Origin of the sequence: Fontibacter flavus (assembly GCF_042432905.1) — a bacterium.
GTDB lineage: Bacteria > Bacteroidota > Bacteroidia > Cytophagales > Cyclobacteriaceae > Fontibacter > Fontibacter flavus.
Window position 1 is genome coordinate 13,845 of the sequence record NZ_JBHLWI010000010.1, and the last position, 19,579, is coordinate 33,423.

Annotated in this window: 18 protein-coding genes; 16 read left to right on the forward strand and 2 right to left on the reverse strand. The window is 38.7% G+C overall.

Features of this window, described 5'->3' with window-relative positions:
• The first annotated feature begins 107 nt into the window (after positions 1-107).
• Positions 108-1,781, forward strand: coding sequence for a formate--tetrahydrofolate ligase (locus ACFFIP_RS05815; protein WP_382386637.1), 1,674 nt, complete (start codon positions 108-110; stop codon positions 1,779-1,781).
• A 169-nt stretch (positions 1,782-1,950) separates the two neighbouring features.
• Positions 1,951-2,763: a copper resistance protein NlpE N-terminal domain-containing protein gene (locus tag ACFFIP_RS05820; protein WP_382386638.1), complete on the forward strand. Its 813-nt coding sequence runs from the start codon at positions 1,951-1,953 to the stop codon at positions 2,761-2,763.
• Positions 2,764-2,860: 97 nt separating this feature from the next.
• Here ACFFIP_RS05820 and ACFFIP_RS05825 read toward each other — a convergent pair whose 3' ends face one another.
• Both ACFFIP_RS05825 and ACFFIP_RS19500 read right to left on the reverse strand, forming a co-directional pair.
• Positions 2,861-4,783: a M14 family metallopeptidase gene (locus ACFFIP_RS05825; RefSeq protein ID WP_382386639.1), complete on the reverse strand. Its 1,923-nt coding sequence runs from the start codon at positions 4,781-4,783 to the stop codon at positions 2,861-2,863.
• A gap of 112 nt (positions 4,784-4,895) precedes the next feature.
• A complete protein-coding gene (locus ACFFIP_RS19500; RefSeq protein ID WP_446685325.1) occupies positions 4,896-5,384 on the reverse strand; it encodes a hypothetical protein in 489 nt (162 codons plus the stop codon).
• Positions 5,385-5,762: 378 nt separating this feature from the next.
• On the opposite strand from ACFFIP_RS19500, the gene ACFFIP_RS05840 reads away from it, so the two are divergent.
• The 14 genes from ACFFIP_RS05840 (at position 5,763) to ACFFIP_RS05905 (ending at position 19,456) form a co-directional block, all read left to right on the forward strand.
• Positions 5,763-6,230, forward strand: a complete 468-nt coding sequence (locus ACFFIP_RS05840) for an Lrp/AsnC ligand binding domain-containing protein (RefSeq protein ID WP_382386642.1) — start codon at positions 5,763-5,765, stop codon at positions 6,228-6,230.
• Between the two features lie 287 nt (positions 6,231-6,517).
• Complete coding sequence (gene sufB / locus ACFFIP_RS05845) at positions 6,518-7,963, forward strand: Fe-S cluster assembly protein SufB (protein WP_382386643.1); 1,446 nt, start codon at positions 6,518-6,520, stop codon at positions 7,961-7,963.
• A gap of 51 nt (positions 7,964-8,014) precedes the next feature.
• A complete protein-coding gene (gene sufC / locus ACFFIP_RS05850; RefSeq protein ID WP_382386644.1) occupies positions 8,015-8,776 on the forward strand; it encodes a Fe-S cluster assembly ATPase SufC in 762 nt (253 codons plus the stop codon).
• Between the two features lie 33 nt (positions 8,777-8,809).
• The gene (sufD, locus tag ACFFIP_RS05855; protein ID WP_382386645.1) at positions 8,810-10,087 is read left to right on the forward strand and encodes a Fe-S cluster assembly protein SufD; all 1,278 of its coding nucleotides are present in this window, start codon (positions 8,810-8,812) and stop codon (positions 10,085-10,087) included.
• A gap of 9 nt (positions 10,088-10,096) precedes the next feature.
• Positions 10,097-11,320, forward strand: coding sequence for a SufS family cysteine desulfurase (locus ACFFIP_RS05860; protein ID WP_382386646.1), 1,224 nt, complete (start codon positions 10,097-10,099; stop codon positions 11,318-11,320).
• Positions 11,317-11,748 carry a SufE family protein gene (locus ACFFIP_RS05865; RefSeq protein WP_382386647.1) on the forward strand — a complete coding sequence of 144 codons (432 nt, stop codon included), beginning with the start codon at positions 11,317-11,319 and terminating at the stop codon, positions 11,746-11,748. Before ACFFIP_RS05860 ends, ACFFIP_RS05865 begins: the two co-directional genes overlap by 4 nt.
• 7 nt (positions 11,749-11,755) lie before the next feature.
• Positions 11,756-12,100: a DUF59 domain-containing protein gene (locus ACFFIP_RS05870; protein WP_382386648.1), complete on the forward strand. Its 345-nt coding sequence runs from the start codon at positions 11,756-11,758 to the stop codon at positions 12,098-12,100.
• A 23-nt stretch (positions 12,101-12,123) separates the two neighbouring features.
• A complete protein-coding gene (locus ACFFIP_RS05875) occupies positions 12,124-12,543 on the forward strand; it encodes a BrxA/BrxB family bacilliredoxin (protein ID WP_382386649.1) in 420 nt (139 codons plus the stop codon).
• A 299-nt stretch (positions 12,544-12,842) separates the two neighbouring features.
• Complete coding sequence (locus tag ACFFIP_RS05880; RefSeq protein WP_382386650.1) at positions 12,843-14,132, forward strand: citrate synthase; 1,290 nt, start codon at positions 12,843-12,845, stop codon at positions 14,130-14,132.
• A 167-nt stretch (positions 14,133-14,299) separates the two neighbouring features.
• Positions 14,300-14,560: an acyl-CoA-binding protein gene (locus ACFFIP_RS05885; RefSeq protein ID WP_382386651.1), complete on the forward strand. Its 261-nt coding sequence runs from the start codon at positions 14,300-14,302 to the stop codon at positions 14,558-14,560.
• A 327-nt stretch (positions 14,561-14,887) separates the two neighbouring features.
• Positions 14,888-16,645 carry a DEAD/DEAH box helicase gene (locus ACFFIP_RS05890; protein ID WP_382386652.1) on the forward strand — a complete coding sequence of 586 codons (1,758 nt, stop codon included), beginning with the start codon at positions 14,888-14,890 and terminating at the stop codon, positions 16,643-16,645.
• A gap of 302 nt (positions 16,646-16,947) precedes the next feature.
• Positions 16,948-17,664 carry a 16S rRNA (uracil(1498)-N(3))-methyltransferase gene (locus tag ACFFIP_RS05895; RefSeq protein WP_382386653.1) on the forward strand — a complete coding sequence of 239 codons (717 nt, stop codon included), beginning with the start codon at positions 16,948-16,950 and terminating at the stop codon, positions 17,662-17,664.
• Complete coding sequence (locus ACFFIP_RS05900; RefSeq protein ID WP_382386654.1) at positions 17,661-18,152, forward strand: hypothetical protein; 492 nt, start codon at positions 17,661-17,663, stop codon at positions 18,150-18,152. Before ACFFIP_RS05895 ends, ACFFIP_RS05900 begins: the two co-directional genes overlap by 4 nt.
• A 131-nt stretch (positions 18,153-18,283) precedes the next feature.
• Positions 18,284-19,456 (forward strand): alpha/beta hydrolase, encoded by a 1,173-nt coding sequence (locus ACFFIP_RS05905; RefSeq protein WP_382386655.1) that lies wholly within the window; start codon positions 18,284-18,286, stop codon positions 19,454-19,456.
• Positions 19,457-19,579: the final 123 nt, after the last annotated feature.

The following is a 19,579-nucleotide window of genomic DNA, read 5'->3' on the forward strand; positions in this document are numbered from 1 at the left end:
ATTTAACCAAATATTTAAGTAAAAATCATTGATATTCAAAACCTGTCAAAAGTCATGAATTATAGCCCAAAACTTTTATAATTTGGGCCAACCCAAATACAAAATTTATGCATTTAACTGATCAAGAAATTGCAAAGGCGTCCACAATGCGCCCTATAAGAGAAATTGCTGCCAAACTTGGAATATCGGAAGACGACCTTAGGCCATATGGAAAATATGTGGCCAAACTGCCTTTAAAATTGATCGATAAGTCAAAGATGGAAGGCAAAAAACTGATATTGGTAACCGCCATCACGCCCACTGCTGCAGGGGAAGGTAAAACAACTGCCAGTATTGGGCTGACTGAAGGACTCAATAAGATTGGAGTTAAGGCAGCTGTAGTTTTGCGGGAACCTTCACTTGGACCTGTTTTTGGAATGAAAGGCGGTGCTGCAGGAGGCGGATATTCCCAGGTTTTACCTATGGAGTCCATCAATCTTCATTTTACAGGTGATTTTGCTGCTATAGAAAAAGCCCATAACCTTTTGGCTGCCCTTATTGACAACCATATCCACAGCCAGAAAAATACACTGAACATTGATCCCAGGAAAATCATTTGGAAAAGAGTCATGGATATGAATGAAAGGGTTCTGAGGGATGTGGTAATTGGACTTGGAGGACCTGCACAAGGTGTACCTAGGGAATCCGGATTTGACATAACTGCCGCTTCTGAAGTAATGGCCACCCTATGTCTTTCCAATGACCTGATGGACCTTAAAGAAAAAATGGGAAACATCATCATTGGATATACCTATCAGGATGAGCCGGTCCGTGCTTACCAGCTGAAAGCTCAAGGGGCAATGGCCGCATTGATGAAACACACCATCATGCCAAACTTGGTCCAAACGATCGAAGGAAATCCCGCCATTCTACATGGAGGCCCATTTGCCAACATCGCACAGGGAACCAATTCCATTATCGCTACTAAAATGGGACTTTCTCTTGCAGATTATGTGGTTACCGAAGCTGGATTTGCTTCTGACCTAGGAGGTGAAAAATTTTTGGACCTCAAATGTCAATATGGCAATTTGAAACCAGACGCAGTAGTGATTGTAGCCACAATCCGTGCTCTCAAAAGTCATGCAGGCATTCCTGTCGCAGATTTGAAAATACCAAATCCAAAAGCTGTCATAGATGGCCTACCGAATCTTGGTAAACACATTGAAAACATCAAACACTTCATGGTCGTACCAGTGGTGGCGATCAATAAATTTGCTACTGATTCTGATGAAGAGATACAGGCTGTATTTGATTTCTGTCAATCATTGGGAGTGAAGGCAGAACTATCTGAAGGCTGGGAAAAAGGCGGTGAAGGCACAAAAGAACTTGCACAAGCAGTCAAGGAAGCAGCCGAATCAGGAAAAAGTAATTTCACGCCACTTTATGATTTCAACTGGGGAATCGAACAAAAAATTGAAACCATAGCAAGAAAAATTTATGGTGCTGCTGAAGTGGAGTATTCCTTAAAAGCAAAGCAACAAATCAAACTTTTCAACAAAATCGGACTAGACAAGCTGCCTGTGTGTATTGCCAAAACCCAATATTCCTTGTCCGATGATCCAAAACTGATCAATAGGCCCTCAGGCTTTACCATCAAGATCAGGGAATTTGATATTGCTGCAGGTGCCGGCTTCATCATACCTATTGCGGGAACCATCATGCGTATGCCTGGGCTTCCAGCGAAACCTGCCGCAGAAAATATAGATATCGATGCGGACGGAAACATTACAGGCCTTTTCTGAAAAAATCCATTTATCTCGAGAAAGCCCTTTTGTCCAATTAACAGAGGGCTTTTACATTCCTACAAAATCCAATTCCATAAAGCTTGGAATTGTCTATAATTATTTCAATATTAAATTAAATTTTAAGCCATTCTCGAATTTTATCAATTAACTCTTCAAACTATCTTTTATGAGAAAACTTCATCCAATCTTGGTATTAGCAGTATTGATGACTACGGTTTTTTCATGTACTTCTAATAAGGAAATACATGAAACAGATATTATGGAAGAATTGACGCCTTCCAACCTCCCTTTAGCTGACAATAGTATGAGCAGTTTGGACTGGAAAGGTGTATATAAAGGTGTGACCCCTTGTGCAGATTGTGAAGAAATAGAAACTACAATAACCTTAAAAAGTGACGGAACCTTCAAAAGAACGCTGAAATATCTTGGTAAGGATGAAAATATTTTTGTTGATGAAGGGGATTTTAAATGGAATGATGAGGGGAGTAAGGTTACCTTATCTGGAGAAGATGGTACAGTTCAAATGTATCAGGTGGGGGAAAATGTTCTCTTTCATTTAGACCAAGACGGCAATAGAATTACCGGTGATTTAGCCAATATGTACAGACTGGAAAAAAACCCAACAGATTTCAGACTTGAGGACAAAAAATGGGTTCTGATAGAGCTAAATGGGAATCCTTTTGAGAAAAAAGATGACCAAAAAGAAGGTTTTATTATGTTCAATATGGAAACAGGAACGTTTTCGGGAAACAATACCTGCAATAACTTCTTTGGGCAATATGAATTATTAGAAGGAGATGGGATAAAATTTGGGCCTGCAGGAAGTACACTTATGGCCTGTCCCGATATGGAAACTGAAAAAACTTTTATGGAAATCTTAAAAACTGCTGACAATTACACTGTAGTGGATGGAATTCTAAGCCTTAACCGTGCAAAAACAGTACCTCTGGCAAAATTTGAATTGGTCAATAAAAATTGATCCATAATGCCAGGACAACACATATGTGTAGAAAAAAGCCGCAGTTCTGGAAATCTTTTTCCCGAACTGCGGCTTTTTATTCTTGGCTTAAAACTGATCAATTACCCAAAGTAATCTCTCTTTCTACATATCCTCCTCTTGTGGACAATAGCTTTACCTTGCCTTTGACAGGTTCTTTCTGATTTACTTTTACTTTGAAAACCGCCTCTTTGGTTTCTCCCGCTTCGATATAACCAGCATAAATTGTCTTATCGTATGTCTCAGGACCGGTAATCATCACCTTGGCATTTTCAAAACCTTTAGTGAGCGCCCTATCAAATTCAAGCATCAACCTATCTTCCTGTACAATCTTCACTCTTTTTGCCTGATCTAGGGCTACAGGTAATTTACCTGTATTCGCATAGGTCACCTTCACTTCATATTCCTCTCCCACTTTTGCCACCTTCACATCCTTGATCTCAATTTGTGGTAGATCCATGGCCATCGCCAAGTTGAATAAGGACTGCTTTTTGATCCAACCTTCTAATTGCCAAGCAGGTCCGTTTTGAGAGAAAAATTTCGGATGGAATCCTCCGATCTCCACCTCTCCCAACTGAGGATGGTCAAATTTCTCCCAATTCTTAAAGCCGTTTGATCCATTCTCTTCATCATCCCATCTCATGGCATCATAATCGTCCATGATACCATCTCCATCATAATCTTTCATGGCACCATTGTTCCAGAGTTCATCTCCGTACCAAACAGCACCATAATAAAAATATCCAAAATCTGGACCATGCCCGAAAAGAGGGTTCGGTTTCAATGGATCACCAGTAAGTCTATTAAACTGACCACGGGTGCTATAAGTCTCATACACATCTCCAGCCCAAGGGTATCCTGTGATACTCATACCTAAGCTATCATAGTGCTCATATATCAACCTATCCTTCTCAAACATAGACTCAGCTGAAGAAGAAGTGGAAGGAGGCCTCAAGTGCATTGGCACCCTTGTATCCAATGAATTCACCACTGAAATATTGGGATGGGTAAGCAACCAGATTACGGTAGAACGGGTCTCGATTTCACTTAATGGATACTCTCCTGCCCCAAACTGGGTATATCCTCTGCCTGTTTCATCTCTTCCAATATCCGGTCTCCAGTTTTCAGGATAATTCCGGTGAAGATCCAACCCTCCAATACCATCTTCATTAAATCTACCATCACCATCATTATCAATCCCTTCAGTATACATTAAGTATTCTCCTTTTCCATCAAAAACCCTCTTCATTAATCTACCAGAAGGATCCCTAGGATCTAAAATATAATTGGCTTTTTCCTTTTCATCATCGGTGATGGCTTTTTTCCTCATCATATGGATAATACCATCGCCGTTAAGGTCCTCTTCAGGATCCTCATCAAAAAGTCCGTCCCTGTCAACATCATGAGGCCTGACTGTACTTCTATTACGCTGTTCGGAAAATAAATACATGTTGGTGCCATCAGGATTATTCTGAGGCCTCACATAGATAGTTTTAGTATCTATCAACTTGGTGATATTGGGATCCTTTCCATAATTTTCCAATAAATACTGGGTCAACCACAGAACAGATTCAGATGCAGTAACTTCTCCACCATGCCTACCACCTTCAAAATAGGCAGCAGGCTTATCAGTATGCTTGCCGGTTTTTTTATTGGTGATGGTCATCTGAAGAATTGGCCTGCCTTCAAAAGACCTGGCAACTTCATAAAGCTCTGTTATTTCTGGGTATTTCTCCGCCCAAACCTGATACCAATGGTACATGACATCAGGTGTATGATAAGTATCAAAGGTCAACTTGTCTCCAGGCTCATACTGAACCTCAGGAAACTGCTGCTTTTTAAAAAAAGACTGCCCATGTCTTTCTCCAGATACTGTATAAAATTTAGCATCATTGTTTTGTTCAGGCCATTTTTTCTGGGGGGCAAAAGAATTTTGCTGACCAAGAGAAACACCTGAAGCAAGCAAAGATATCCCTGTCAAAAGGAGTAAATTTTTCTTCATGTCGATTAGCTTTGGTTTTGAATAAAAATACGCCACAAGTAAGCATCTTCCTAACCGCTCAAAAAAAATCCCCGACAAAACTTGCCGGGGACTTTAAAATCAAACACTTAAACTATTTTTTTATCACCAACTCAAATTCAATGGGGTCATAATTCTGGAATCCCGGTACGGGAACAGCGTTTGGCATCTGTCTCAACATATAGCCTACTCTTTCTCTCAGACCTTTATCTACCTCTTCATTCAATATTTCAAATCCTGACAATTTACCTCTGGCATTGACACTGATAATAACTTTCAGCTCTTCAATTGAGGCGCTTTTTTTGGTCCTAAAAATAAAGGGAACATAACTGTCAACAATTTCCAAAGTATGATCAGGAAATACCCACGGCGCTATATAAGCATGACTATTGTTTTCGATAGCACCAATTGCAACAGAAAAACCCTCCTCAGAAACCGGCCTTAAAGAAAGCACCTCTGATTCAATTGATTTTTCTTTAACCAAATTTTCCTCTTCGTCGGTTGTAGAAGCGAATGTCATGTTCTGAACTCCCAGTCCAAAACCCAGTAAGCTGACAAAAATAAAAGTAGAAAGCTTTTTCATGATTCAAGAATTTATCTCCTCAAATATACACACTTTTATTTTTTATATGCAAATTTTTGCAGTTTAAATTTTGAAAAGTGCATAAAAAAGTCTTGCCAGCAGCAAGACCCTTTTCAGAATATAAACCCAAATATAACTTTAGAGATTAAAAGTTTTCGTTTCAATAATGATTGATTCTGAGCACTTTTTCTACTTAATCGATGTTTTATACAAACTATTTAATAAAACACAGAATAAAATAACACAAAGAATCATACAGGCCAAAATAAAAGCATTTCCACCACTTTTACAAATTGAAAAATTTATTTTGGTAATTTTTGAGTATTTTATAATTTGAAATCGATTTCGTTAACATAGATTCAAAACAACCTTAAAAAAATGGATAAAATTTTAGATATTGACAATATCGATTTGAAGATCATCTCTTTGTTAAATGATGATGCGAAGACTCCTTATACAGAAATCGCCAAAAAAGTATTTGTTTCTTCAGGAACTGTACACGTCAGAATGCGGAAACTGGAAGATATGGGGATCGTAAAGAGCGCAACCTTAAATATTGATTTTTCAAAACTAGGCTATGACATCTCTGCATTCCTTGGTATTTATTTGGAGAAAAGTTCACTCTATGATAATGTCATTGAAAAACTGAAGGAAATATCAGAGGTCATCAATGCCTATTATACGACAGGTAATTACAGCATTTTTGCCAAAATCATCTGTAAAGACACCAATCACCTTAGAACTGTTCTAGACAACATTCAAAAAGTGGAGGGAATTGATAGAACAGAAACACTGATCGTTTTAGAAGAAAGTATCAACAGACCAATTCAGTTTTTTGATAAATAACATGACATAAATCATGTTGTATGTGATAGTTTTTTAGTAAATAAAATAATTTAGATTAAATCTAAATAAATTTTTTTTATAATTTTACCAAGAAATAATTGACTTATAGATTTAAAGCCGATAAATCCTTTATCGGCTTTTATTTATAGAAACAAACTGTTTTACAGGACATTAACCTACATTTATATCGATAATAATGATTTTTTAAAGTACCTATGAACAATAAATTTTACTTTAATGTTGTATCTTCGCAGCATAAACTATAATTAGTCTAAATAACTCAACCCATGAGCAAAGACAATCAAATTTTAGAAGAGTTAACCTCCAAGGAATATGAACACGGCTGGTCAGTCAACCTAGAAGCTGACGAAGCACCAGTTGGGTTAAATGAAGATATTATACGTTGGATTTCTGCCAAGAAGGAAGAGCCCTCTTGGTTATTGGAGTGGAGACTTAATGCATTTAAGACCTGGTTGCAAATGAAGGAGCCTGAGTGGGCAAATGTAAAATATCCAAAAGTTGATTTACAAGCTTTAAAATATTATTCAGCGCCTAAGCAAGCCAAAAAACCAAAAAGTTTGGATGAAATCGATCCTGAATTACTGCAAATCTATGAAAGACTTGGCATTTCTTTGAACGAGCAAAAAAGACTTCAAGGAATTGCGGTTGATGCAGTTTTGGACTCTGTATCCGTGGGCACGACTTTTAAAGAAACCCTATCCAAACTGGGCATTATTTTCTGTTCTTTCAGTGAAGCTGTTCAGGAACATCCAGAGCTGATTCAAAAATATTTAGGCTCCGTAGTGCCGGTTTCGGACAATTATTATGCAGCACTAAATTCAGCAGTATTCTCAGACGGTTCTTTCTGCTACATTCCAAAAGGTGTGAGATGCCCAATGGAGCTTTCCACCTATTTTAGAATCAATGCTGCCAATACAGGACAGTTTGAAAGGACACTGATTGTGGCCGAAGAAAGTTCATACGTTTCTTATTTAGAGGGTTGTACAGCACCACAGCGAGATGAAAATCAGCTTCACGCAGCAGTAGTTGAAATATATGCTGAGAAAAATGCGGAAGTAAAATATTCAACAGTCCAAAACTGGTTCCCAGGTGACAAAGAAGGTAAAGGAGGTATTTACAACTTCGTAACCAAAAGAGGGATTTGTGCAGGGGATTATTCTAAAATTTCATGGACACAGGTTGAAACCGGTTCAGCGGTTACCTGGAAATACCCTTCCTGCATCCTAAAAGGTGATCATTCTATAGGTGAATTCTATTCTGTTGCAGTAACTAATAATTACCAACAAGCCGATACAGGAACCAAAATGATCCATATCGGAAAAAACACCAAATCCAGAATTGTTTCTAAGGGTATTTCTGCAGGTCATTCCCAAAACTCTTACAGAGGACAGGTACAGGTGATGAAGAGGGCGACCAATGCCAGAAACTTCTCACAATGTGACTCCCTATTGATGGGGGATAAATGTGGTGCCCATACTTTCCCATATATAGATATTCAGAACTCCACAGCCAAAGTCGAGCATGAAGCTACCACTTCTAAAATCGGAGAAGACCAAATTTTCTATTGCAACCAAAGGGGAATCGCCACAGAAGATGCAGTTGCCTTGATTGTAAACGGGTACGCGAAAGAAGTATTGAACCAACTTCCAATGGAATTTGCTGTTGAAGCTCAAAAACTACTTGCCCTGACACTTGAAGGAAGTGTAGGTTAATTAGATCTTAATTATTCAAATATTGCGAAATTTTAAAATTGACATATTAAAATGCTTACGATAAAAAATCTCCATGCCTCAATCGAGGGAAATGAAATCTTAAGAGGGATTAACATGGAAGTAAAAGCAGGCGAAGTGCATGCCATCATGGGACCAAATGGTTCCGGTAAGTCAACTTTAGCATCTGTTTTAGCCGGAAGGGAAGAATATGAGGTTACTGATGGTGAGGTAATTTTCCAAGGCAAAGACCTTTTGGAACTTTCTCCGGAAGATAGGGCAAGAGAAGGTGTTTTTCTGGCATTCCAGTACCCAGTGGAAATCCCTGGAGTCAGTACCACAAATTTTCTTAGGACTGCCGTCAATCAGGTAAGGGAATACAGAGGCTTGGAAGCCCTCGATGCTGTCAAGTTTCTTTCTGTAATGAAAGAAAAAATGAAACTGGTTGAAATTGACCAAAAACTACTGAGCAGATCACTAAATGAGGGTTTCTCAGGTGGTGAAAAGAAAAGGAATGAGATCTTCCAAATGGCGATGTTGGAGCCTAAATTATCCATCTTGGATGAAACAGACTCTGGATTGGATATTGATGCACTGAGAATAGTTTCGAATGGTGTCAACAAACTCAAATCCCCTGAGACAGCCACTATTGTTGTGACACACTATCAAAGGTTGTTGGATTATATCGTTCCTGATTTTGTGCACGTATTATATAAAGGAAGAATTGTAAAATCGGGCACCAAAGAACTGGCGCTTGAATTGGAAGAAAAAGGATATGATTGGATCAAAGAAGAGGCTGATGCTGCTTCGGTTTAATCTTTTCAAGCCTTTTTAAATTGTTTTCTACCCATGACAACATTGACTAAAAATAAAGTAAATGACCTTATAATGAGTCAAATTCCATCATTTGGCTCTTTCCAAACCTTAAGGGAAGAAGGATTAGCCTTTTTGAAAGAGAAAGGACTCCCCGCCATGAAGGAAGAAGAATATAAATTTACTGCCATCAGCAAAAAACTGGAGCAATCCATTTCTGACTTCAGTCCAGCAGGAAAGGTGGTACTTAACGCAGAAACTGTAAAGTCTCACTTATTTGAAGGATTTGATGGAGACATTATTGTATTCAATAACGGACATTTTGACTCAGAACTTTCTTCATTCCAAGATCAATCTTATGAATTGAATCAACTTTCCGAATCTTCCCCTGAGAACCTGGGCAAGATAGCCAAAATTGAAAAAGACCCATTTGTAGCCCTCAATACGGCCGCATTTGAAGATGGTATTTATATCAAAGTAGGCCGCAACAAGCAGGTAGAAAAACCGATTTACCTACTTTTCTTCAATCAGGCTAATCAAGGCCAAATAATCACTCCAAGGATTTTGATAGAGGCTGAAGACAATGCTGAAGTAACCTTCTTGGAATCAAGTATTTCTCTTGATGAGGAAGCCTACTTCTGTAATATGGTCACTGAAGTCAAGGTAGCCCAAAATGCCCATGTGCATTACAATAGGTTACAGCATGAAAATAAGAAAGCAGTCACTGTCAATAATTTCGAAACAGATATACACAGGGATGCCACTTTTACATCCGTAGTGGTCTCCCTGGAAGGTGATATGCTGAGAAATAACCTGACCTTGAACCTTTTGGATTCAGGTTGCGAGGGTAATATGTATGGACTTTACCTTTTGGATGGCAAGACGCATGTTGACAACCACACCAATGTGGACCACACTAAACCTCATGCTGAATCCAATGAACTGTACAAAGGTATTCTTGCCGATAGCTCAAGAGCTGTTTTCAATGGGAAAATATTTGTTAGGCAAGATGCCCAGAAAACAAATGCTTTTCAGCAAAACAACAATATTCTCCTTTCTGAGAATGCCACCATCAACACAAAACCACAATTGGAAATTTGGGCTGATGATGTAAAATGTTCCCACGGATGTACCACAGGTCAATTGGATGAAGAAGCTTTATTCTATCTCCAGGCCAGGGGGATTGGAAAAATACAGGCCAAAGGATTGTTGCTTTATGCTTTTGCTGGTGAAGTACTGGAACATATAGCCAACGAAAGCTTCAGAAAACATATTGATGCTTTGGTACAGACAAGATTAGGTAGCAGCTTCTAAACAGATCAAATGACCTTAAATATTGAAGAAATCAGAGCTTTATTTCCAGTCCTTCATCAGGAGGTCCATGGAAAGCCCTTGATTTATTTTGATAATGCTGCCACTACCCAAAAGCCTAACGCTGTACTGGAGGCATTAATGGGATATTATGAAAATGATAATGCCAATATACACCGGGGAGCACACACCCTTGCTGACAGAGCGACCAGGTATTTTGAAAAAACCAGAAAATCAATTCAGGATTTCATAAATGCTAAAGAAGAGGCGGAAATTATTTTCACAAAAGGGACCACTGAAAGCATCAACCTAGTAGCTTCCACATTCGGCCGTAAATTCATCACCAAAGGAGATGAAATCCTCATCTCCACTATGGAACACCACTCTAATATTGTGCCATGGCAGATGCTGTGTGAGGAAAAAGAAGCGATGCTGAAAGTAATTCCGATCAATGATGATGGCGAGATCATTTTTGAAGAATTTGAGAAACTGATTTCTGAAAAAACAAAGCTTATCAGCATCGTGCACGTGTCCAATGCTTTGGGCACGATCAACCCTGTAAAAAACATAATTGAGAAAGCAAAATCTGTCGGCGCAAAAGTTTTAGTGGACGGGGCTCAGTCATCAAGTCACCTTGAAATTGATGTTCAAGAGCTGGACTGTGATTTTTTTGCTTTTTCTGCACACAAACTTTATGGCCCCACAGGTTTAGGAGTTTTGTACGGTAAAAGACAAATCTTGGAAAGTATGCCTCCTTACCAAGGAGGTGGAGAAATGATCAAAGAAGTGACCTTTCAAAAGACCACTTACAGTGACATTCCTTTCAAATTCGAAGCGGGTACACCTAATATTGCTGATGTGATTGCTTTTCAAAAATCCCTAGAATTCATTCAGAATTTAGGCAAGTCAAACATCAAAAATCATGAAGATGAACTCCTTTCCTATGCTACAGCGAAAATGAAGGAGATTAAGGGTTTTATCCCAGTAGGTACTGCGGAACAAAAAGTAAGTGTATTATCCTTCAACATCAATGGCATGCACCCTTTTGATGTAGGAGTCATGTTGGACGCTCAAGGAATTGCTGTTCGTACAGGCCATCATTGTACACAGCCTTTGATGCAAAGATTCGGACTTGAGGGAACAGTTAGGGCATCATTTTCTGTTTACAATACCAAAGCCGAAATTGACCAAATGGTAGCATCTGTTGCCAAAATTGCAAAAATCAAAAATAAATGAGTAGCGTACAGGAAATACAAAATGAGATCATTGAGGAATTCAGCATCCTTGGGGATGATAAAGAATCAACGATTTACTATATCATGGAATTAGGGTCTCAGCTTTCTGAATTCCCTGAAAATGAAAAAGTTGATGCGAACATCATCAAAGGATGCCAATCCAAAGTATGGCTGACCGCTATAGAAAATGGGGAAAAAATCCAATTCCTGGCTGACTCAAATACTGATATTACCAAGGGTTTGATCAGCTTGTTGATCAGGGTACTTTCAGACCGTAAACCTGAAGAAATCCTTAATACCGATTTATTTTTCATAGAAAAAATTGGAATGGGCAATATCATTGGTTCCCAAAGGTCAAATGGACTTAGTGCCATGATCAAACAAATGAAATTATACGCATTGGCTTACCAGACCAAACAAAACGCCTGATAAGATTATGTCAGAAACCACAACAAATAGCGTAGAAGAAATACCTTCTACGGAATTAAAAGAAAAAGTCATCAATGCCATCAAACAGGTATATGACCCCGAAATCCCGGTAGATGTATATGAACTTGGATTGATCTATGAAATTACGGTTTATCCAGTCAATAACGTATACATTCTCATGACCCTTACTTCTCCGAATTGTCCGTCGGCAGAATTCATTCCTTCCGAAATCAAGGATAAAATCCAACAAATACCGGGGATCAACCATGTAGAACTAGAACTGACCTTTGACCCACCTTATTCTCAGGATATGATGTCAGAGGCGGCAAAACTTGAACTAGGCTTTCTTTAAACTAAAATTAAACAACTTATCATATGTATCCAGAGGATCTAATTGCACCCATGCGTGCAGAATTGACAAATGTGGGATTTCAAGAATTCAGAACTGCTGATGCTGTTGAAAACCACTTAACTGACCATAAAGGTACCACATTCGTTGTCATCAATTCCGTTTGTGGTTGTGCAGCTGGAGCTGCAAGACCAGGAGTGAGATATGCCATTGAAAACAGCTCTGTCAAACCAGACACTTTGGCTACCGTATTTGCCGGTAATGATGTAGATGCTGTGGCCAAGGTAAGACAATTACATTTACCTTATCCTCCTTCTTCCCCTTCGATGGCCTTATTCAAAGATGGCGAATTGGTTCATTTTATCGAAAGACACCATATTGAAGGTAGGAATGCAAAAATGATCGGAGACCATTTAGTCGAAGTATTTGAACATTTCTGTAAGTAAAAATTAGCCCTTAGGGGCTTTTTTTTTGCTAAAAAAATATAGTAGATTCGTGGGCGGTAACCAAATAATATTTGGAGGCCAGTCTTAAGCCTTTATGATTGCTAATACACCTAACATGATCCCTGAAATTAAGAAGTGCTTGGTGTATTTTTCAGCTATATTAGATAGGATGACCTGCCACACCAGAATATACCATTTGATATAATTAATCATGTAAAAAATACACGTTTTTACTAACTTAACACCTGAAAAACAGTTAATACTTTTGAAACCATAAACTGATAAATAAATAATATACTATGTCCGAAATCGCCAAGTTATCATATGGAGGCAAAGATTTTGAACTCCCAATAGTTGAAGGCACCGAGAATGAAAAAGCCATTGACATTGCAAAATTAAGAGCCCAAACAGGTCTGATTACCTTAGACCCAGGATACAAAAATACCGGTTCTACCACCAGCTCAATCACCTATTTGGATGGAGAAAATGGCATATTGAAATATAGAGGTTACAAAATTGAAGATTTGGCTGAAAAATCATCTTTCCTTGAAGTAGCCTACTTATTGATCTATGGTGACCTGCCTACGCAAGCGCAATACGAAAAATTCACAAGCAAAATCACCACTCATACCTTGGTGCACGAAGATATCAAGAAAATCTTGGACGGGTTCCCATCCAATTCCCACCCGATGGGCGTATTGTCTTCTTTGATCTGCTCCCTTACTGCTTTCTATCCGGAGTCACTAGACCCAACAAGAAACGAAGAAGCCGTAAACCTGAGCATTATCAGGCTACTTGCTAAAATACCTACTTTCGCTGCATGGGCATTCAAAAACAAAGTTGGCCATCCTGTCAACTATCCAGACAACAGCCTAGACTACTGCTCCAATTTCCTGAAAATGATGTTTGCTTTGCCGGCTGAGCGATATGATGTAGATCCTGTTGTAGCGAAAGCTTTGGATCAGCTATTGATCCTACATGCAGACCATGAACAAAACTGCTCTACTTCTACAGTTAGAATTGTAGGTTCTTCCCAAGCAAGCATTTATGCCTCTATTTCTGCCGGTATCAATGCCCTTTGGGGTCCATTGCACGGTGGGGCTAACCAGGCTGTAATTGAAATGCTAGAGGCTATTAAAGCTGACGGCGGTGATACTAAAAAGTACCTGGACAAAGCGAAAGACAAAAACGATCCTTTCAGATTGATGGGATTTGGCCATAGAGTTTATAAAAACTTTGACCCAAGAGCCAAAATCATCAAAAAAGCTGCGGATGATGTTTTAGCCAAACTTGGAATCAATGATCCAATTTTAACAATCGCCAAAGAGCTGGAACATGCTGCTTTAAATGATCCGTATTTCGTAGAACGAAACCTGTATCCAAACGTTGATTTTTACTCAGGTATCATCTATAGGGCTTTAGGCATTCCAACTGATATGTTTACAGTACTATTCGCTATCGGTCGTCTTCCAGGATGGATCGCACAGTGGAAAGAAATGAGACAAAACGGTGAGCCTATAGGTAGACCACGTCAGATTTATACTGGTGAAACAGATAGAGAGTATGTTTCTATGAACAAAAGAGGCTAATCTCAGTCACAATATGTTATCAAGAGACCCCATATATTTGGGGTCTCTTTTATTTTACTCATCCTTTAAGGACTATTCTAAAACTTTCTATTTCAATTAAAAAAGACATGGTTTGAAATCAATCTTTCTATATATTTGGAAACTGAAAATTAAAAACAAGTTTACCTATGAATGCATCAACATTAGATGAAGCAGTTGCTTTGACCAAAAAATTCACCAGCAAACCAAGCAATGAGGAGTTGTTGAAAATTTACAGCTTGTACAAACAGGCTACCGAAGGAGACAACAATGAAGAAAGGCCAGGAGGCTTTGATTTTGTGGCTGCCGCAAAATATAATGCATGGCTCGCCCTGAAAGGTAAATCGAAAGAAGATGCTTCTGAGGAATACATCAGTTTGGTTAATAGTCTCTCTACAAAGTATATTTGATTGATTTAGGAGTATCAACATGAAGAAGGCAACGAAAACTGCACTGCATTCTTCTTGTTTATTCCAGAGAAAGTCACCAATTGGGATTTTTTATTGCTTGATAAGGCTAGCTTTTCAATCCAATTGGCAAAATTATTTTTCTCCAAAAGATCATTTTTCTAAGAATTATTCTAAAATCTTTAAGCTACTGATTGGAAATCAAAATATTTACCTTTACCTTTGCACTCGAATTAATTAAATAACATTTTTCTAACCGTGGTTTCCTTACTGTCGCTTGACTTGGGTTACTTCTAGGAGTTCATGGTTTAGAAGAGTAAGGAAAATTTCATGGAAAAAGAATTATTATTCTCAGACCTTGGGGTATCAGAAGAGATCCTAAGGGCAGTGGAAGACATGGGTTATACCCACCCTTCTACTATTCAAATTCAATCAATCCCTTTATTATTGGAAGGCAAAGATGTCATTGGGCAGGCACAGACCGGCACCGGAAAGACTGCTTCATTTGCTATTCCGATCATTGATCAGGTGGATCCATCGCTGAACAGACCTCAGGCTTTGATCCTTTGTCCTACCCGCGAACTTGCGGTACAGGTTGAAGGCGAAATTGTTAAACTTTCCAAGTACAAAAGAGGCATCTCCTCTACTTGTATTTATGGTGGTGAGTCAATTGACCGTCAAATTAAAAGTTTGAAAAAAGGTGTTCAGATCGTCGTAGGTACTCCAGGTAGAATCATGGATCACATGGACAGAGGGACATTGAAACTCGATCAAGTAGGCATCATTGTATTGGATGAAGCTGATGAAATGTTGGACATGGGCTTCAGAGAGGATATTGAAAACATCCTAAGCAATTGTCCAGAAGAAAGACAAACTGTCTTCTTTTCAGCAACTATGCCAAAACCGATTATGGATTTGACAAAGAAATTTCAGAATAATCCTGAAATTGTAAAAGTACAAAGAAAAGAACTTACAGTAGAAAACATCACCCAAGTATATTACGAAGTTAAGCAAGCGCTTAAACTGGAATTGATGTCAAGGTTGATCAACCTCAACCAATTTGCACTAAGTGTGGTATTCTGTAACACCAAAAGGGTAACGGATGAAGTTACGGAAGAACTCATGGCTAGAGGCATTATGGCCGAAGCCCTTCATGGTGACCTTTCCCAAGCACAGAGAACCAAAGTAATGGGGAAATTCAGAAAAGGTCATGTATCTGTACTGGTAGCTACTGATGTGGCGGCAAGAGGTATTGACGTGGATAACGTTGAAGCAGTTTTCAACTTCGACCTTCCTTTAGACGAGGAGAACTATGTACATAGAATCGGTAGAACTGGCCGTGCAGGTAAATTCGGAACAGCTATCAGTTTTGTGACAGGTAGAAAAGATATGTTCAGATTGAGGGATTTGGAAAAATTCATCAAAACGTCTATCAATAAAATGTCTCCTCCTTCTGTTGCTGATTTGATCGAGTTGAAAAAAGATCAACTTATTAAAGATGTTCAAAAACAACTTTCAAAAGTAGAGGATAACAGATTCTATGAAGAGACAATTGGCCAAATGTTGGCAGAAGGCTTGACGATGGAACAAATCGTACTTGGTCTGACCAAAATGCAATTGGCTGATGCAGTCCATGAAATGGAAGATCAAAACTTCGAACTGGACTTAGGTAGAGATAGAGAACGTAGCAGAGGAGAAAGAGGCGAGAGACCTGAAAGAAGAGGTAGAGAAAGAGACCGTGATGGAGGAAGAGGAAGAGAAAGAGGCGGAAGATTCGAAAGATCTGAAAGATCCGAAAGGCCCGATCGCTCTGACAGAAAAGGTTCTAGAGAAAAAGTCGTTAGAGAACCAGGAATGGCTAGGTTATTCCTTAACCTAGGCAAAAAAGACAGGATACGTCCAAACGACATCGTTGGCGCTATAGCTGGAGAAGCAGGTCTTCCTGGAAGAAGTATTGGTGGCATTGACATCTTTGACAATTTCTCTTTCGTGGATGTTCCTTCTAAAGATGCTGAACACGTGATCAAAGTCATGAGAAACAATACCATCAAAGGGAAATCCGTGAACATGGAAATTTCTAAGGGATAAGAATTTCATAATTGGTTAAATTAGTTTATAAAGGTTAGTGGTATAAAGCGCAGTTTCTTAGGAACTGCGCTTTTTTTTTGAAACCTTTAAAGCAAAAAATAAACTGAGCATTCTGTTAAGACAGATATTTTTTTATTATGTCTTCTATCAAAGAACTTAACACAGTCACTTTAAGCTGACTTTAATGGGATAATCCATTGTTTTTCAACCATTCGTGACCTATAACCTATCCGTTTGTATCAAAAGTCAATTTGATTTCATTTGATAATGATTATTTTTGGTCATTATCAAATTTAACAAGCATGCAGCTTTTCTTTCACGAAAATACCAAGGAAAAAACCTTCCATTTGGATCCGGATGAATCTAAACACCTGATCAAAGTCCTTAGAAAAACAAAGGGGGACAAGGTCAATTTTACAGATGGAAAAGGCTGTCTTTATCAATGCATAATCATTGATGACAACCCCAAAAAGGCTATTTTGCAAATTGATGAAAGACAATACCTGCCTGATGATGATTATTATATCCATTTGGCTATTTGCCCGACAAAGAATGCGGATAGAATGGAGTGGCTGGTGGAAAAAATAACTGAAATAGGGGTCCATGAAATCACTTTTATGCATTCGGAACACTCTGAAAGACACCATCTAAAATTGGACCGCTTAGAAAAGAAGATTATAGCTGCATGTAAACAAAGCCTCAAGACGAGGGTTCCTAAATTAAACCCTATCCGACAAATGGATGAACTCGTTCAGGATAAAACATTTGACGCTTACCAACGCTTCATTGCATATGTGGATAAGGAAAATGACCGTCATTTATTTGAAAAAGCCGAACCTGACAGAGCTTATATCATTCTGATTGGTCCTGAAGGAGACTTTTCTCAACAAGAACTTGAGTTAGCATTTAACAACCATTTTCTACCCTGTTCACTTGGAAAAAGCAGATTGAGAAGTGAAACTGCCGGTTTGGCAGCAGTGCACACACTACAGTTAATCAACAACCTAAAGTATAAATGAAAAAGTATTTAGTAATTCTAGGAAGTTTAATTTTGACTTTATCTTGCCAACAAAAATCAGAAGAAAAGTCCAGCTCAGTGGGCTATCAAGGGTGGCTGAAGGGTACTTCTGAAGAAAAATTCGAAGAAGTGGCTCACCAGCTAGGAGGGTTTAGTAGAACAATGGTGGAAGTTGGATATAGATATTCCGAACTTTACTGGGCAGCTATGGATGAAAATTGGGGATATGCTGACCATCAAATAGAACATATCATTGAAGCTTTGGAAGATGGCCTCAAAAGAAGACCTGAGAGAATGGAATCGGCCGAAAGTTTCATGAAAGAAACGCTTCCTTACATGGAAGATCTCATAAAACAAGAAGATCAAGAAACATTTCTAAAAGGATTTCAAACTTTGACTTCTGCCTGCAATGCTTGTCATTCGAAAGAAGGCGAATCTGACATCATGATTCAAATTCCTTTAAACAGAACTTCCCCGGTGCGCTTTTGATTGATAAAAAAATTTATTGTGCCAAAAGTCAGTTAACCGGCATTTGAAAATTTCCTTATGATTCATCATAGACCTTTTCCATATTTGTTCAATTAAAAGCACGTTCATCTCCTAAACCTTCAATTGGGGAAGTGAAAATTAATCAGGTAATCTCGCAAATGGATTTAGAAGAGAAAATCATAAAAAGCAAAAGTGGGGCAAATCCAGATAGCACAGGCCTGACTATCCAATTGACTACAGATGAGGATGACCATAGACCTGTCTATCTTTCTGGCAATTTCAACGATTGGGCTACTCAGGACAGGAGATTTTTGCTCCAAAAGGTTGAGTTTGGCAAATATATTTTCCAATTCCCTCAAGACTTTAACTACCCTGATGAGTTGGCCTATAAATTCACTAAAGGGGATTGGTCAGAGGTAGAGATAGACCGATATGGAAACCGAACGCCCAATAGACATTGTCAAAAGAAATCAGGTGTCCAACTGGAACATGTTCCTAGATGGAGAAAAAACTGGCTCCCTTACCGTCCAAGTCAGCTCCCACAGGTTCACTTGATTTCAGAGGAATTTGAAATCCCTCAGTTGAACAAAAAGAGAAAAGTATGGGCGCTCCTTCCCCATGACTATGATACATCGACAGAACACTACCCTGTACTGTACCTTCAGGATGCCCAGAATTTGTTCAATGAAAATGCTGCATTTGGCAATTGGCAAATTGACAAGAAACTAGCTGTCATGTCAGATTATGGCATTGGAAAGATTATTATCATAGCTATTGAACATGCAGATAAAGAGCGGTTGATCGAATACAATGTCGGTAAAACACTCTTGGGTGAAGGTCAGGGCAAGCAGTACATCCGTTTCGTGACAGATACGCTTAAACCATTCATAGACAAGAACTTCAGGACAAAATCAGATAGGGAACACACCGGAATAGGTGGTAGTTCTATGGGGGGGCTTGTAAGCATATTCAGCGGACTGATGTATCCGGAAGTTTATGGTAAGTTGATGATATTTTCTCCATCCTTATGGGTCATTCCAAAGATTAAACTATCCTTTCCTCACTTCTACGAACCCATGGATACTAAAATCTATTTGTATGCAGGTGGTGATGAAAGTGAAACCATGATCAAACATGTCAAAAAATTCAAAAAACGCCTTTTGAAAAAGGAAAACGTCAGAGATAAAATCCAGGTAAACCTCAGCATTAATCATGAGGGCAAGCACTCTGAAACATATTGGAGTGATGAGTTCCCGAAAGCAATAGAATGGTTGTTTTTCAGTGAAAGAAAAGGTAGTGAATAAAAAAGGGGGTGTCCGAAAAGTCGAGACACCCTTTTTTTATTGTTGATCTTCTCTAAAATTATTATTTTAGAGTTGAACAAAATACAACAATGTCTAAGGTAGTTTTTAAAAATCAGACTGGCA

Excerpts from the sequence above, each read along its gene's own strand:
- ACFFIP_RS05895 (WP_382386653.1), top strand. The coding sequence starts at position 16,948 with ATGCAGCTTTTCTTTCACGAAAATACCAAGGAAAAAACCTTCCATTTG.
- ACFFIP_RS05885 (WP_382386651.1), top strand. The coding sequence starts at position 14,300 with ATGAATGCATCAACATTAGATGAAGCAGTTGCTTTGACCAAAAAATTC.
- sufC (WP_382386644.1), top strand. The coding sequence starts at position 8,015 with ATGCTTACGATAAAAAATCTCCATGCCTCAATCGAGGGAAATGAAATC.
- ACFFIP_RS05825 (WP_382386639.1), bottom strand. The coding sequence starts at position 4,783 with ATGAAGAAAAATTTACTCCTTTTGACAGGGATATCTTTGCTTGCTTCA.
- sufD (WP_382386645.1), top strand. The coding sequence starts at position 8,810 with ATGACAACATTGACTAAAAATAAAGTAAATGACCTTATAATGAGTCAA.
- ACFFIP_RS05890 (WP_382386652.1), top strand. The coding sequence starts at position 14,888 with ATGGAAAAAGAATTATTATTCTCAGACCTTGGGGTATCAGAAGAGATC.
- ACFFIP_RS05900 (WP_382386654.1), top strand. The coding sequence starts at position 17,661 with ATGAAAAAGTATTTAGTAATTCTAGGAAGTTTAATTTTGACTTTATCT.
- ACFFIP_RS05865 (WP_382386647.1), top strand. The coding sequence starts at position 11,317 with ATGAGTAGCGTACAGGAAATACAAAATGAGATCATTGAGGAATTCAGC.
- sufB (WP_382386643.1), top strand. The coding sequence starts at position 6,518 with ATGAGCAAAGACAATCAAATTTTAGAAGAGTTAACCTCCAAGGAATAT.
- ACFFIP_RS05880 (WP_382386650.1), top strand. The coding sequence starts at position 12,843 with ATGTCCGAAATCGCCAAGTTATCATATGGAGGCAAAGATTTTGAACTC.
- ACFFIP_RS05870 (WP_382386648.1), top strand. The coding sequence starts at position 11,756 with ATGTCAGAAACCACAACAAATAGCGTAGAAGAAATACCTTCTACGGAA.
- ACFFIP_RS05820 (WP_382386638.1), top strand. The coding sequence starts at position 1,951 with ATGAGAAAACTTCATCCAATCTTGGTATTAGCAGTATTGATGACTACG.
- ACFFIP_RS05840 (WP_382386642.1), top strand. The coding sequence starts at position 5,763 with ATGGATAAAATTTTAGATATTGACAATATCGATTTGAAGATCATCTCT.
- ACFFIP_RS05815 (WP_382386637.1), top strand. The coding sequence starts at position 108 with ATGCATTTAACTGATCAAGAAATTGCAAAGGCGTCCACAATGCGCCCT.
- ACFFIP_RS19500 (WP_446685325.1), bottom strand. The coding sequence starts at position 5,384 with ATGAAAAAGCTTTCTACTTTTATTTTTGTCAGCTTACTGGGTTTTGGA.
- ACFFIP_RS05875 (WP_382386649.1), top strand. The coding sequence starts at position 12,124 with ATGTATCCAGAGGATCTAATTGCACCCATGCGTGCAGAATTGACAAAT.
- ACFFIP_RS05860 (WP_382386646.1), top strand. The coding sequence starts at position 10,097 with ATGACCTTAAATATTGAAGAAATCAGAGCTTTATTTCCAGTCCTTCAT.